This is a genomic window from Coriobacteriaceae bacterium (assembly GCA_025992705.1).
GTDB lineage: Bacteria > Actinomycetota > Coriobacteriia > Coriobacteriales > QAMH01 > QAMH01.
This window is the reverse complement of the sequence record DAJPGJ010000001.1, coordinates 381,351-396,564: the sequence shown is the minus strand read 5'-3', so window position 1 is coordinate 396,564 and position 15,214 is coordinate 381,351. Positions and strand designations below refer to the sequence as shown.

The 15,214-nt window shown below is 58.0% G+C and carries 14 protein-coding genes; 2 read left to right on the top strand and 12 right to left on the bottom strand.

The features are described 5' to 3' along the window. Positions 1-24 precede the first annotated feature (24 nt). The 8 genes from OIM11_01635 to OIM11_01600 form a co-directional block, all read right to left on the bottom strand. Complete coding sequence (locus tag OIM11_01635) at positions 25-345, bottom strand: DUF1883 domain-containing protein (GenBank protein ID HJI99849.1); 321 nt, start codon at positions 343-345, stop codon at positions 25-27. Next, entirely contained in the window at positions 342-1,049 is a 708-nt protein-coding gene (locus OIM11_01630; protein HJI99848.1) for a molecular chaperone TorD family protein, read from the bottom strand. Before OIM11_01630 ends, OIM11_01635 begins: the two co-directional genes overlap by 4 nt. A gap of 168 nt (positions 1,050-1,217) precedes the next feature. Continuing rightward, positions 1,218-1,565, bottom strand: coding sequence for a hypothetical protein (locus OIM11_01625; protein ID HJI99847.1), 348 nt, complete (start codon positions 1,563-1,565; stop codon positions 1,218-1,220). Continuing rightward, positions 1,566-3,905 carry a molybdopterin-dependent oxidoreductase gene (locus OIM11_01620; protein HJI99846.1) on the bottom strand — a complete coding sequence of 780 codons (2,340 nt, stop codon included), beginning with the start codon at positions 3,903-3,905 and terminating at the stop codon, positions 1,566-1,568. A 105-nt stretch (positions 3,906-4,010) separates the two neighbouring features. Further along, positions 4,011-4,199 (bottom strand): hypothetical protein, encoded by a 189-nt coding sequence (locus tag OIM11_01615; GenBank protein ID HJI99845.1) that lies wholly within the window; start codon positions 4,197-4,199, stop codon positions 4,011-4,013. Between the two features lie 375 nt (positions 4,200-4,574). Then, positions 4,575-5,816, bottom strand: a complete 1,242-nt coding sequence (locus OIM11_01610) for an MFS transporter (GenBank protein ID HJI99844.1) — start codon at positions 5,814-5,816, stop codon at positions 4,575-4,577. A gap of 420 nt (positions 5,817-6,236) precedes the next feature. Continuing rightward, entirely contained in the window at positions 6,237-7,760 is a 1,524-nt protein-coding gene (locus OIM11_01605) for a helix-turn-helix transcriptional regulator (protein ID HJI99843.1), read from the bottom strand. A gap of 462 nt (positions 7,761-8,222) precedes the next feature. Then, a complete protein-coding gene (locus OIM11_01600; protein ID HJI99842.1) occupies positions 8,223-9,509 on the bottom strand; it encodes an MFS transporter in 1,287 nt (428 codons plus the stop codon). Positions 9,510-9,822: 313 nt separating this feature from the next. Here OIM11_01600 and OIM11_01595 point away from each other — a divergent pair, with 313 nt between their 5' ends. Beyond that, positions 9,823-9,990, top strand: a complete 168-nt coding sequence (locus OIM11_01595) for a hypothetical protein (protein HJI99841.1) — start codon at positions 9,823-9,825, stop codon at positions 9,988-9,990. 63 nt (positions 9,991-10,053) lie between these two features. After that, positions 10,054-10,479, top strand: coding sequence for an FKBP-type peptidyl-prolyl cis-trans isomerase (locus tag OIM11_01590; GenBank protein HJI99840.1), 426 nt, complete (start codon positions 10,054-10,056; stop codon positions 10,477-10,479). 222 nt (positions 10,480-10,701) lie between these two features. Here the strand turns inward: OIM11_01590 and tig are convergent, their stop codons facing one another. The 4 genes from tig to OIM11_01570 form a co-directional block, all read right to left on the bottom strand. Beyond that, on the bottom strand, positions 10,702-12,006 hold the full coding sequence (gene tig, locus OIM11_01585; protein HJI99839.1) for a trigger factor: 1,305 nt from the start codon (positions 12,004-12,006) through the stop codon (positions 10,702-10,704). Positions 12,007-12,261: 255 nt separating this feature from the next. Beyond that, positions 12,262-12,696, bottom strand: coding sequence for a DUF2510 domain-containing protein (locus tag OIM11_01580; GenBank protein HJI99838.1), 435 nt, complete (start codon positions 12,694-12,696; stop codon positions 12,262-12,264). A gap of 207 nt (positions 12,697-12,903) precedes the next feature. Beyond that, entirely contained in the window at positions 12,904-13,719 is an 816-nt protein-coding gene (gene larE, locus OIM11_01575) for an ATP-dependent sacrificial sulfur transferase LarE (protein HJI99837.1), read from the bottom strand. 215 nt (positions 13,720-13,934) lie between these two features. Further along, positions 13,935-15,200, bottom strand: a complete 1,266-nt coding sequence (locus OIM11_01570; protein ID HJI99836.1) for a molybdopterin molybdotransferase MoeA — start codon at positions 15,198-15,200, stop codon at positions 13,935-13,937. Positions 15,201-15,214: the final 14 nt, after the last annotated feature.

Genomic DNA, 15,214 nt, shown 5'->3' with positions numbered 1-15,214 from the left:
GCGGGGTCTGTCCCCTTCTTCCCATCAGCTATCGAGTACGGAGTCCTCGATGAGACGAACGTTGAACTCCGCGGTACCCGAGTAGGTGTTGGGATTGATGATCACGTGCCACTGCGCTTCGCGCGGCAGCTTGAAACGATATGGCGATGAGGTAAGCCGGCCCGAAAAGGCGCTGCAATCCTCATCCGCCTTGTACAGCTCGTAGTTCTCATGATCCATGATCTTGACTGCGACGGATCGGGTGATGGTGATGACGATGCTCTGGCCAGGACCGGCAACGCCGAGGTCGTACTCGACCTCGCGCATGTTCCAGTCACGACCGTCCGGACCGTGATCCTGCGTCATTGCGCATCCTCCTCCCCGCTCGCGCACTGCGTGCGCAGATACTCCGCATCAAGCTCGAGCCAGCCTTGCGTCATCTCGAGCAAACCGAGGTAGAAGTCCGTCTCGGCGAACTGCTCCACCGCGTTCCTGAAGCTCTCCACCCACGAAAGCAAGTGGTTCTCCAGAAACTCGAGCTCCTTCTCTTGCGTCCCGCGCACGACCGAATGCTCGTCATCGCGCAGGGCGACAAGCTCGCTGTTGGCCATGTACTGCATGAACTCGAGCTCGCATGCGATGTGGTCCTCGGCAATGAGGCGATCGCGCGTGGGGCTGAACATGCAGGAACGGAACACGTCGGAAACCTCGGCGCAGTGGTCTCCCCCGAGCGATTTGGCGCCCGTACGATAAATTGACTCGTACGGATAGGCGGCGTTTCTGCCAGCCTCGTCCGCCTTCTCGGGATCAACACCGTAGCCGAGGAACGCCAGGCAATAGTCGATGGCAAGAGCCGACTTGGCACGATCAAGATCATCGACGGCATCCAGGTACGAACGCAGGCGCGCATAGCCCGAATCGAAGAGCGCGTTGCCCGTCGACTCGACGGCCGGGCTGTCGATGAGATCGCCAACAAGCTCGCGATCGAGCTCGCTTCTGAACAGGCGCGACAGCATCGCGTAGTTGTCGCATCTGTCTTCGGTTTGCTGCATCAGAGCCTGCTGATCCATCGAAATCCCGTCCTCACTCGCCTTGCGGTGACAATCAAGGGTCTGCCCCCTTGTTGCCACCTGCGGTGATCCGAAGGGGTCTGTCCCCCTATCGCCACCTGCGGTGCTCGAGGGTCTGTCCCCCGAGCACCACCGTCGCACCTCGTGCATCGAGATGCCGTCTACCTGCTAGTACTGGTAGGGCTTGGGCACGAAGAGCACCTGGTTGGGCTTCTCCTCGAGCTCCTTGGCCAAATCCTCGACCGTGCCCCACTGCATGACACCTGCGAGGCAGTGATGCACGCAGAAGGGCTGCTGGCCCTTGTCCGTGCGCTCGACGCAGAGGTCGCACAGGCGGGTCGGGGTCGGAATCTTGTTCCAGTTGAACTTGCCATCCGAGCACTCCCAGGGGCCATCATCGAGAACGCGAATGCCCCACTGCCCCACGGGGATGTTGTGAATCTCCTTGCACGCGACCTCGCAAGACTGGCAGCCCGTGCAGAACTCGTAATCGATAAGCAGACCGTAGGCCGTCATCTAGATCACCAACTTTCCGAAGTGGTCCCAAACCTCCATCATGTCGGTGTCGTAATTCTCCGACACCGGCTTCACGCTGCAGATGAGGCACTTGAACGGCGCGCCGAATCCGAGCTTGCCAACCATGAAGTGGGGGATGAGCTCGTTGATGTTGGAACGCCACACCTCGTACAGGCTGGGCTCCTCGGGATCCTTCTCCGGGAACCAGAAGCCATGCTGCGCATGCACGACGCCAGGCTTCACGATCTGGGAGACCTTCGCCTTCAGGACGCACTTGCCAAACGGGCTGGCAACCTCGACCCACTGGCCGTCGGCGATGCCGTACTTGAGCGCATCCTCGGGGTTGATCTCGATCAGCGGATCGGGATTCATCTCGCGCAGGTACGGGATCTGCTTGCCCTCGGAATGGAAGTAGCAGTACGTACGAGCGCCCGTGGTAAGGACGAAGGGGTACTCCTCCATCTTCTCCGGAGTGGAGACCGGCGAGAGCTGCGGCTCCTCGTAGTACGGCAGCGGATCCTCGCCGAACTGGCGGAACATCGTCGAGTAGAGCTCGACGCGGCCGGTCGGCGTGTTGAAGCCGGGCATGCCGTCGGGGCGCAGGCGACCGGACTCGTACTTGTAGTAGCCGCACATCTCGGTCTTCTGGTGGACGACCTCCTCGCGCAGCTCCTCGAAGGACTTCTTGTACGCGAGACGGTAGTCAGCCAGGAAGTCGTAGTAGTCCTTGTACTTCTCGAAGTTGATGGGCATGCAGCGCAGGCCGAGCTCGTAGAAGATCTCGCAGTCGCCCTTGCAATCGCCCACCGTGATGGACTTGTTGACGGCACCGGCCATAATCGGCGATGCGCCATAGTGCGTGTACACGACGGTGTCATGCTCGACGGTCGAGGACAGCGGGAGGAAGATCTCGCAGGTTGCCTGGATCGTCGGGGTCATCCACACGTCGATACCGAAGCACCACTCGAGGTTCTTGACCATCGCGTCATGCCAACGCTTGGGCTGGGCGGCGCAAGTGCCGGCAAGGAAGTTCGTGTCCTCGAAGACGCCCATCTTGAACGGGTAGTACTTGGCATCGTCGCCCGCCTCGAGCGCGTCGAGCACCATGTCGCACTGCGCGTTGAGGACGAGGCCGACATATGCCGGATACTCCTTGATGCCGAGAATCTTGCTCTGGAGCTCGGGACCGAGGTTGTTCCAGCCGAAACCGAGCTCGAGGCCGTCGTTGACGTCGCCGATGAGCTGGCCACCGGGCACGTCGATGTTTCCGGTAATGGCCTCGAGAGCCATGATGCAGTGACCGGCCTGAACGCCGTTGGACTTCTGGTCGATGGCCAGACCCCAGGCGATCTGCGCGGGCTTGGCCGCGGCGTAGACGCGGGCAGCCTCGCGAATCTGGTTCGCATCGAGACCGCAGATCTCAGCTGCCTTCTCGGCGGGCATCTCCTTGACGCGCTCGGCAAGCTGCTCGAAGCCGTAGCACCACTTCTCGACGAAGTCGTGGTCGTAGAGGTCCTCCTCGATGATGACGTTGAGCATGGCCATGCCGAGGGCCGCGTCGGTGCCGGGACGCAGGCGCAGATGCCAGTCGGCACGCGTGGAAACCCAGTTGACGCGCGGGTCGATGCTCATGAGCTTGCTGCCGCGGCGCATCATGTCGATGGCGGCGTGGCCGAAGAGGCCGTCACCGTTGGACGGAAGGGGCTCCTTGCCCCAGAACACGATGAGCTCGGGAAGCTTGAACATCGGATCGTCATAGCGGCCGGGCAGACCACCGGCGTAGTCCATCTCGGGATAGGTCGCGCCCATGACGTAGGTCGTGCCCGCGACACGCGGGATGTAGCAGGAATAGCCGGACTGCGTGTAGCAGGCGTTGGGGGTACCCAGGCATGCATGCGCATACGCGGGAAGCATGGGACCACCCTCGCGACCGGTACCACCCATGACCAGGATGGACTCGGCACCGTACTTGTCCTTGAAGTACTTCACCTTCTCGGCGATGGTGTCATATGCCTCGTCCCAGGTGATGCGCTCCCACTTGTTCTTGCCACGGTCCTCGCGGGCGCGCTTCATGGGGTACAGGACGCGGTCTGGGTTGTAGACGTAGTCACGAATGGTCAGGCAGCGGACGCAGAGGCGGCCGTTGGTGATGGGATGGTTCTCATCGCCCTCGACGCGCACGAGCTCACCATTGGAGTTCACGTAGGTCTTGATGCCGCATCCGGTCGGATGGCATCCCGGAGGAGACCACGCGCAACCGCGGGTGACGGTGAGGCCGTCTTCTTCGAAGCGCCATGGCTTGCCAAGATCGGCAGTGCCCTGACCTTTGAAAATCTTCATGCTCTTTCCTTTCCTCTTCTCTCTCAACCAGCATTGCCACTTCGTACCTGCGATTCGGCCATCGACCGATGACGCCTGTGCCGACAAAAGCCGGCATGCGTCTACCTAGGACGACTGGCCCGGGGCGGCAGGAGCACCGGGGACAGCAGGTGCGCCTGGTGCAGCGGGTGCACCGGGAGCGGCAGGAGCGCCGGGGGCTCCGGGGGCTCCAGGTGCGGCGGCGTCTTCGGGATCGCCGGGAACGAAATACGGGTTATCACCCTCGGACTCGAAACTTGCGGGCCTGAAACACATACGCGCCTCTCCTTTCAAAAGAGACGGGACGTCCTTCCGCGGAAGAACCGCTGTGCGAGGAAGCCGTCCCATTGAGCCAAGTAGCTCATGTCAACTCGAGAAATTCGCTCTCGAAACATTCCGATGTCGCTGGGGAATTGCGACGGGTACAAACTAAGGCTCAGGTGCGTGAGTTGAGAATCGTACACAGGTGCGGAAATCGTGGACCCCCTTGCGAAATAGCCTCGTACCTCGCGTCTGATATTGCGTTTGCAGACGCTTGTGACCAGGGGTTTACACGACTCAATTCGAGCTTTCTTTCACGTTGCTCGAAGGGCAAAGAACGCACGAGAGGATGCGCCGTCTCGAAAGACGACGCATCCCGCGTGCTTGAAACTACTGAAGCTTGAGCTTCTTCTGAACGCCAAAAGCGAAGTAGATGATGAGGCAGATGATGTACAGAGGCACCATGCCGATGAGCGAGCCCATGCTCCAACCCCACATGACGATCGCGTTGCCGATGATGAGCGCGCCGATGGTCATGCCGATGTTCTGCGTGAACGCCATGAAGGCGTTGGCTGCCGGGATGTCGGCGTCCTCGACGGTGTTGGGCGTGAACTGCCACAGGATGGAGGGCACGGCGCCGCCGACGATGCCGGCGAGGATGGACAGCGGGTAGTAGAGCATCGGGTCTTTGAGCTGGAAGACCAGGGCGGTGTAGATGACGGCGACGATCAGGCCGACGAGCAGCACCCAGCGGTGGTTGTTCCACTTCTGCGTAATCCAGCCGGAGATGGGTGGCGTGAGGGCGCCCATCAGGCCGAACAGCGAGAAGATGGCGTTTGCCAAGACGAGCGATGCGTCGAGCTGCGTGGTGAGGTACTGGACGATGAAGCCGTTGATCGCCATGAAGGCGGCCTCGTCGAACAGGAAGATGAGGGCGAGTGCCCACAGCATCGGGCTCTTGAGGGCGCGCGTGATGCTCGCCTTCTTGGTGCCCGTGGGATCCTCCGCGTTCTCGACCTGGTCAAGGTCGAGCGGCCTGCGGTAGAACAGGATGAACAGGATGCCGACGACAAGGTCATAAACGGCGGTGCCCCACCAGATGCCCGCCATGTCGACGCCCATGGACTCGTTGAGCCAGCCGAAGAGAAGCGGGCAGACGCACATGCAGACGGCGACCCACATCGACCAGATGGACAGCGGGAGCGAACGCTTCCTCGGTGAGAACCACGGGCCGATGGACGAGGCGCCCACGACGCCCATGATGCCGAAGGACGCGCCCTCGACGACGCGGCTTATGACGAACACCGTCATGTTGGTTCCGGCCGTCGCGCCCATGATGGAGCCGACGACGCCGCAGCCGACGGCGATGGCGACGGACCCCTTCATGCCGAGCTTGTTCACGAGACCCGTGGTGGGGAACGCCATGATGAAGCCCATGATGTAGAAAGACGCGACGATCAGGCCGAAGGTTGCCTCGTTGATCTGGAAGTTCATGCAGACGATCGGCGCAAGCGAGATCGCCTTGGCCATGTTGGAACCGGGCACGAAGCCGACCAGCATGGTAAACAGCACGACTACCCAACCATAGCTGCCGTCTATGCACTTTGACTTATCAAGTGATGTTTCTGACATAACTCCTCCTCTTTCCTCGATAACACATTCCCTCCCCAGCTGGCGTCATTTTTGAAGCGCCAGCGCCCCGAGCCGCACAACTCGGGTGCGGGGCGCGTGCGTCTAAACGCACGTGTCCTTGGGGTTTATTGTCCGAGGATTATTTGAGGTCGAGAATTGGTCGCAAATGTGGAAATTTTGTGATTGGTCTCCAAATGCCCCGTTCAGGATATGGAACCTCAGGTATGAGGGCTGACGCATGGTGGTTTTGGAGGAGCGGGAGGATCGGATGCGGGAGGGTCGACGCGAGAGGGTCCGACGCGAGAGGGTCTGTCCCTTTGTTGCCACGCGGCCGTTTTGGAGCAGGCGCCAAAGGGTCTGTCCCCTTATTGCCACGCGGCCGTTTTGGAGCGGGAGGGTCTGTCCCCTTATTCCGTCCCCTTATTCCCGAGCAGCGTCTTCTTGCTCGGCGGAATCATCGGGCATCGCAAAGTCCATGAACTCGATATCCTCGACAAAGTCGAGCAACTCCTGGCGCGAATGAATGCCGAACTTGCGGTAGATGTTGTAGATGTGCGTCTTGGCCGTGGACTGCGAGATATAGAAGGTGTCCATGATGTACTTGGCATCGCGGCCCCTCAGCAGAATGGGCAGAATCTCGCGCTCGCGTGGCGAGAGGTGATACTGCTCGCACACGGCATCGACCTTTTGATGCCATTGCGCCTTGCGACGCCCATTGCGCTCGATATGGGCGCTTACCTCCTCGTCAACATCCTCCTCGATGACGGGGGCAAAGGGATAAATCTGGTAGTTGACCTTGATCTGCAACCATGCGCAAAGCGCAGCCGCCACAATACAGAGAACAAGCAGGGCATATTCGGGACCAAGCATCTGGGTAATCCAGGGAAGAAGCGCGAATATCGCCCCGCCCACGGCGATGCCGCTGAAAAACACCGAGCATTCCTTGCTGATGAGCCACATGGCGGCAATGAGATTAAAGCGCACTGTTTCGATAATCGCATCAAGAATGGTAATCGTCTCAAGGATGACATAGCAGCTATAGCAGGTCAGAAGCACGAGCTTGATCTCGCCAGGGACAAGGGCCAGCGGCAAAAGCAGCACAAGGGAGACGAGCCCCATGGTCTTGCGCAACGCATCTTTCGTATCACGCTCGTTTATCTGACGCATAAGCAGCGAACCAACGCCCGCAAGCGTAAAGGCAAGACCGAGCGCCACGTTCGACACCTGCATGGTAAAGGGCAGTGGATTGAAGAGCAGGAACGCGCCGATCATGAAACCGACGAGAAACAGCGTATGGACGTTTCCCTTGACCTTGATACTGCGGGCCTTGGAGTCGGCCGCGCTGATGAACTCGCCGAAATCATAGTTTCGGCGCATGAAAAGCAAGGCGACCACTATGGTGACGAGCACCAGGGCCGACAAAATAACGGCATCGTAGGGAGCGGGCACGTTGACGATAATCATCATCAGGATGCCCGGATACAGAAACGCCGTATCGACAACGAGCATGAGCGCCTTGCGGGCAAGCGCCGCAAGAAAGCGCCCGTAGAGAATAAGAGTGTCGGCCAGGCCAAGTACGGCAGCAACCGCAGCAACGTATTGAAGCCCCAGAAACATCCCGACAACGGACGTGAGGAAGCAGAGCGCGTGGAGGCACACGTATACCACACGGGGCAGATGCGCAGAAATGGTATCCGTCCTGAGCTGCACGGCCTTGAAGAATAGAGCGGTAACGAATGCCGATACGACGAGCATGAGGGCTGCGTCGAAGAAGGAGCCAGCATGCGAGACGGCTCCGACAAGCAATAGAATCGCGTTGCCGATCGACAGGCTAAAACCCAAGATGCCGTCGATAAGGACAGCTTCGAAATCAGCCTCGTCTCCGCCGATAGGCTTGCGCTCGATAGTTGGACCAGTCTCCTGATCCGTTGTCGCTTCGCTCATGGCACGCCCCCTTGACTCGCACAGCACGATGCACATGCTACGAGTGCCCCCCCCCCCCCGAGAGAGTGGCGTTCGATAGTGGATATAGCCCGCGCATGATGGCGTGGCTCCCTACGACTGCGGGGAGACATGATATGCATGATGCGCGAATATAAACCCAACTTGCAGAATAAATATATCGTCTGCAGGCATGCGGCACCATCGTATAAAAAGTATGACGTGCGTGATATGCGGAATGAAAGCGCAGGTAGCAAAGGTTCGAGGGGACGATGCGGAAGGGGTGCGGAAGGGTCTGTCCCCTTCTTGCCACCTGCAGGCGAGCGAGGATCCAGGCAAACGAGGGTCTGTCCCCTTCTTCCCAGCGAGTGAGGGTCCAGGCAAACGAGGGTCTGTCCCCTTCTTGCCTTCTTGATACGCAACGAAATACGAGGCGTCGTTACAGAAGGGTCTGTCCCCTTTTTATCAACGAAGCTTGCAGATGGCGATAAGGGCCGTTCCCGCAAATCCAAGGAACATGAGCACCATGCCGGCAAACCACCACTCGGCCAGCTGTGGACCAAGCAGCATCTGCACGAAGAATGTGCCGAGAAACTGGCCAACGCCCTGAAAGGTCACGAGAACACCCATGCCCACAGACGCGAGCTCCGGGCTCGGCAGCAGCTTCGTAAACCCCGAAAGGTACTGACCAATGCCACCCATCCCAAGCAGGCCCATCGCAAAGACGCCCACCCAGAGTAGCGGGCCTGTTTGCGTGTAGAGCAAGAAGGTGCAGGGACCCATAACGAACATAGCAATGATGAGCAGGGGTTTATTGCGCCCGATTTTGTCAGAGATCACTCCGAAAAGCGGCGAGGATATAATCGAGAGCAGCATGGGGGCCGTGCTGATGATGCCCGAGAGCGTCGGGTCGAACCCCTGCATCTGCAGAATTGTCGGCACAAACGCGAGAATCGCGAGCATGCAGATGTTGTAAACAACGAACGCGCCGAAGAACAGGAACATGTCCTTCGAGAAGATATCACGATAGCGAGGCTTCACTGGCGCGGTGGGGACAGACCCTTGCATGCCAGCTTCTTGCGATTCGCGGGAATCGGGGGACAGACCCTCGGCTGCCGCAGAAGCAGCTTGCGGTTTGCGGATAAAGATTAGAACGAGAACAGCTGCAACAGCGCTGACCACGGCAAATGCAATCCAAAGGCCATCGAAACCCCACATGCCAAAGACGGTTGGCGTGAGCACGGCGGCGACAGTTGATCCCAGACATCCCCAGATGCCCCAGATGCCCATCGAAGTGCCAACTTTGTCAGGGCTCACATTCTGCTGAACGATAATCGGTCCGCAGGTTGTGAGAATCGTGAGAGCGGCACCTTCAACCGCACGCGAAGCAATAAGCATCGGACTCGTTTCGGAAAAGAGGCCAATGAGCGAACCGAGAACGGCGATGCCGCACGCAATAACGAGCATGCGCCTTGCGCCGAAGCGCTGCGCGAGCGCGCCAGCCGGCAACGCGACAAAGATACTCACGAGCGTGAAAATCGACATGAGCCAGGAGGCAGTCGCCGCGTCCATCCTGAAAATTCCCATGAGGTTTGTCATGATGGTGGGGACCTTGTACTGAATCATCGCCACCGATATTCCCGAGATGAGCAAAATGATGCCCACGAGCACGGGATTCTGGTATCTGCGGACACCTTGTGCCTCGCCGTTGTTTGTGACGGTACCAGTATTACCATCAATGTTCTGGTTCACGAATCTCCTCCTGCATATTCATCTGGCAATTGGGGGACAGACCCTTCCTCGCCAGGACTGGCAATTGGGGGACAGACCCTCTATTTGCTCGCTATTGATACACACCCTATCGCCTTGACTTACGGCAGGCATCGAGCGGGGAGTTTGATAGGTCGTGTCTAATCTCATACCTTTCATACGATATGCATACGGCGAGCTGGGAACTACCATCTGATGGACGCCAGAATTTCATACGAGTTGCCCTCGCATGGGTTATGAGGGCGTAACCGCCGAGGTCTGGCAACCTTGCATTCGACGAAGAGGAGAGGAAACCATGGCTGACGAGAAGATTACCGAAGAGACTGCAGAGGTCGACGAGATCGAGGCTCCCGTGAGCGCGATCTGCAACAACGCCGAAGAGCTCGCTGCTGATCTTGTTGATGACGATAGCGAGATCAAGCCCGTCGAGGGATTTTTCCTCACCTCTCAGCGTTGGCATTAATCGGCCAGCTCGGGTGAGCAGCGGGGGCGCTTTCGGCACCTCCCACATGACGAAAGGACTGGCATGGCACACAAAGGACAGACTGCGCGTTTTCTGTATCGGGGCAGTTTTCCCAATGGCGAGGTCTTCGACGATTGCGAAGGCACTCCCCACGAGATAATCCTCGGCAGGCGGCAGGTCATGAAAGCCCTTGAGGACGCCTTGCTCGAGATGGAACCGGGCGAAGAGCGCACCGTCGAGCTCGCGGCGGCTGACGCTTATGGCGAGTACGACGAGAGCGCCGTGCAGCACTTCCCCACCTACAAGGTTCCCAACGGCGAGAACCTGCCTGTCGGCGAGTATATTGGGTGGACTTCCCCGCGCAATATCGAGCCGATTCCGGCCAAGGTGGTGAGCGTTGAGAACCAAGTCGCTACCATCGACTTCAATCACCCCCTCGCTGGCAAGGACATTGTGTACTGGGTCAAGCTCCTCGAGCTTGAGGATTAGACCCTCCATCCCCCTTTCAGTCCTCTGCCGAGCACGAAGGCACCGAAGACGACCTCCCCTGCCCATTGGTCTCTTCGGTGCCTTTTTGCATGCGCGATAGCACCGCAGCCAATTGGGGGTCAGCCAAAAGAGGGTCTGTCCCCATCTTCCCACCTGCGGCAAAAGAAAACGCCGAGGGAAACATTCCCTCGGCGCCAAGCCAGACTAAATATCGCAGTTGAGCTATGCCTGCGGTGCCTCCTGAATAGTGACTTTTGCATGATCGGCAACCCATTTGTTCGCCTTGAGACGCTCGGCGGACTCACGCAAGACGAAGTTCTTTCCCTCGTTTTCTATCTGCTGCCGAACCTGCTTGGGGTTGGCGTTGGGTGCCATCATGTGGCACGCCTCGTCGATATCATCCTCGGACAATCCAAGGTTCTCATGGCGGAAGACCGCATCAAGCGCGTATCCCTGAACGACCATCTCGCGCGTTTGTAGCATGAGCATCATGTTTATCTGCTGTTCGCCGCCGTTTTGGCTCACGTAATCCTCCCAGGACATGCCCTGCTGCTGCAAGCCAATGCGGATGTTCCTCATGAGGTTGTCACGTGCGCTTTCGTATACCTCGTCGGCGATCTTGCCCTCGAAACGCTCGCCCAGCACGCTGGCGGCCACCTGGCGTTTATACGCTTCGTACTGCTCGCGATCACGGCGCTCGATGTTGCCGCGAATCTCGGTGCGCAGGTCATCCAGACTCTTGTACATGGGGAGATTCGTGCTGAGCCACGCATCGTCGATGGTGGGAACAACGGGCTTCTGGATTTCCTTGAGCGTGACTTCGCAGTCAAACTTTTGCGTGAACTCGTTGTAATTCTCATCGACGCTCGGGCCCTCGAAGACGAACTTGCGCGTTTCGCCCGGCTCCATGCCAAAGATGTGCGCGTCGAAATCGGCAGGCATGTAGCCTTCGCCCGCAACGTACGTGCGCCCATCGGTGGTAAGGCCGGTAAGCTCCTTGCCGTCTTCGTAGCACTTTATCGCCACGAGACATGCATCGCCTTTCTCAAGCGGCTTGGGGTCCGCGGTGGTGTACGTGGTGTTGCGCTCGGCAAGCTGCTGAATCTGCGCGTCAACCTCGGCCTCGTTGATGGTGAATTCGGGAAGGGTGATCTCGATGGGATCGTAGGAGGTAAGCTCGTAGTCGGGCTTAGGGGTCACCTCCATGGTGAAGGAGAATTCCTGGTTACGCTTGAGAGCCGTGCTCGGCGTAGGATGGGGAGGAAACGCGGGGGCGATGCCGCTTTGATCAATTGCGAAAGGCGCGAGCGCCTCAACGGCATTGGCCTCGATAATGGAGTCGAGATTCTTGATGCCCATCTTTTCCTCGGCGATTTGCGCGAGGGTTTTGTCTGGCGTGGGGTTTATCCCCATGGAGTTGGCAAAGTCGAGCTCCGCGAGAGCAAACGCCTTGTTGACGTCATCGGCACTTGCTGTGACCTCGAGAATGGTCTTGCCATCGGCTTTCTTGATCTTGCTGATCTTCATGAGGTAAACCCACTTCCGCTTCTATCCCGTGCGATGCTGTGCGCGGGATTCGTTGGCCATAATATGGCGTACGCACACACTATATGCCGAACTGAATAGAGTGTGCGGGGAATGCGGGGTCTGTCCCCATTTTGTTACGCAGCGGGATTGCAGGTGCTGGGAAATGAGAGAGCGGGAAGACGAGGGTCTGAAAATCGAGGGTCTGTCCCCTTCTTCTCATTCCCTTCTCCTCATTTCATTTTGCGTCAATACGAATTAGGCGTCCTTCTTGGAGACGAGCAGCAAAATGCCTCCCACAAGGCTCACAAAAATCAACGTGCATACGCCAAATGCCACGGTGTTTGGCCTTTTGCCCTTGTAGATTCCCCAAGCGCACACGGTCATGGGAATCATCCAGGCAAGAGGGATAAGCATCCACCCGGCTGTCACAGTTGAGATGATGCAGAAGACGAAAGCGATGAGCCGCAATGTGGAATCCTGTGATGACATGTCATACGTAACCTGGCAATTGTCAACAATCTGCGCTTGATACGCTATCTCCTCAGAGGGCGAGGGATCTTGCCCGGCCGATGCTTGGGAGCTTGCGGGGCTGTCAGCATAATCGTTGGTCCACTGGCTTCCATCCCAATACCGAAGCCTTGATTGATCGCCCGAAGGGTCCGGATACCATCCGGCGCGTGATTCGCTCATGAATTCTCCTTATGTACTGTAGTGGTTGTGATAGCAAGTATAGGGCATTGACTACGAGGGGCGACAGCCAATGGCAAGAACGGCAACAAGAACCCCGACAAGGAACGGTAAGCGGAAAATCGCGGAGATCGAGGGTCCGCGGAGATCGAGGGTCTGTCCCCTTTTTGTCATTCGCTCATCGGAAATCGAGGGTCCGTCCCCTTTTCGTCATTCGATCATCGCATTCATGCTGCCTGTCCTATATCCATCGAGGTCAAGTGTCACGTGCTTAAACCCTAGCGCTTTGAGTCTTTGACTTACATCCTCACGAACACCTGGCTCGACAAGACGCGCTAAATCACTTGGTAGCACCTCGATACGTGCAATCTCCCCGTGAAAACGCACACGGACCTGCCGAAACCCCCTATCAAGCAGACATTGCTCCGCCTCATCAATTGCAACCAAACGCTCATCACTAATGAAATTCCCAAATGCAAAGCGCGAGGCAAGACATGCGAATGACTGCTTGTTCCAGGTAGGAAGGCCCTTCTCGCGTGAAAGAACGCGTATCTCATCCTTCGAGAAACCAGCCTCCTTCAAAGGACTTAACACCCCCTGCTCGGCTATTGCCCGAGCCCCCGGACGATAATCATCCTCATCGTCGATATTTGATCCCTCGACAACCGTCTCGATTCCGTGTGCACTTGCCGTTTGAACGACGGCGCGCAGCAGGCCCGTCTTGCAGAGATAGCAGCGATTGGACGGATTCTGCCGGAACGCATCATCCTCAAGCTCATTTGTGTTGACGACTAGCTGCAAGATACTTCGGTCCCTGCAAAATGCAGAAGCTTCGTCGAGCTCTCGTTGCGGAAAAAGACGCGATTGAGCCGTAATTGCGATTGCCCTTTCGCCGAGCGCTTCGCGTGCGGCGTGCAGGAGCAGAGAAGAATCCACACCACCGGAAAACGCGACCGCAACACTCTCGAATGATTGCAAATGGTCAAGTAGGACACTGTATTTTTCATCAGGAGTTTGGGCGGGCATCTGACTCCTCATAATGATGCTGGCGAAACGATTATACCTGGGGGAGCTTGCGTGAGGGTCCGTCCCCTCTTTTCCGCTTACGTGTGGGGGCCAGTGTGGCAGGGTCGGTACAGCGGGGTCGGTACAGCAGGGTCTGTCCCCCAATTGCCATCTATACGCAAAAGAAAGCCGCTTCGCGATAGAAGCGGCTTTTGCTGGCGATGTTCCGCATGAAACTAGATAACTACGCCTTCATCTATGTCCAGGTGAAGGCACTTGACAGGTGTTCCAACCTCGAATGTCCCCGTACCCTGCGGGAGCTCTATGAGCACGGTGCTGCGATTCATTTCCGACAAGAGGGCAGATGACTGCTTCTCTTCCTGACATGCAAGCAACTCGCCGTTCTCCCCAACCTCAAGATGACCGCGCTGGTAAAAAGCGCGAGCTTCCTTCTTGCGCGTCGGTTGCGCAAGAACGGCGTCGCTAACGGGACGATCAAGCTCTGCGTAGCCTTGCATGGCGCGTAGTGCCGGCCGACCGAAAAGCTGAAAGCCCACTGCGGCAGCTGCTGGATTGCCCGAGAGAACTTCGACAAGCGTATCGCCTACACAACCAAATGCCTGAGCTTTACCCGGTCGCAAGCTCACGCAATCAAAAACAACCTCCCCCAGATCGCGAACGGTTTCGATGGCGTAGTCAAAATCGCCGTTGCTCGCGCCACCGCTCGAAACGACAAAATCGCATTCATCGATTGCTTGCTCGAACAAGGCGCGGATGGCAGCCTCGTCATCCCTGACAATCGGATACAGATTCACCTCGCAGCCAAGCTCGAGCGCATATGCGCCCAATACGTATGCGTTCGCATCGCGAATCTTGCCTGGCTCGGGCTTTACCGAAGGAGCGACAAGTTCTGTGCCGATGCTGATAACGCCAACCTTGGGGCGGGCGTGTACGGGAACGACCGTGTTTCCGGTACTCGCGAGCAGGCCTACGGTTGCGGCGCGAATCACCTCGCCCTCGCGGACGACGACATCGCCCGCCTTGGCCTCCTCGCCCGCTTTGCGCACATTGGTCTTGCTTACAGGAGCGAATATGCGTACGTGCTCGCCCACTCCACCGTCACCGGTGAAGGTCGTGTCCTCAATCTTGACCACCGCATCGGCACCCTGCGGCATAATGCCACCCGTCATGATGCGAATTGCCTCTCCGGGCTTGAGAACGACCTCGCTCACAACGCCTGCACCGACCCAGTCCACAATCTCAAGCTCGACAGGGGCTTCTTCGCTCGCATCCTTGAGAGATGACGCGACTACGGCAAATCCGTCCATTGCCGTATTATCGAAAGGCACAACGTCGATATCACTTATGAGATCAGCGGCGGCGACTCGCCCAACAGCGGCAAACAAATCGACCTCTTCGACCGGCGTTCTAAAACGAGCGTTACCCGCAAGCTCAATCGTTCTTTGGCGCGCCTCATCAACGCTTATCATATCCTGGCTCATTTGATTATCCTCTC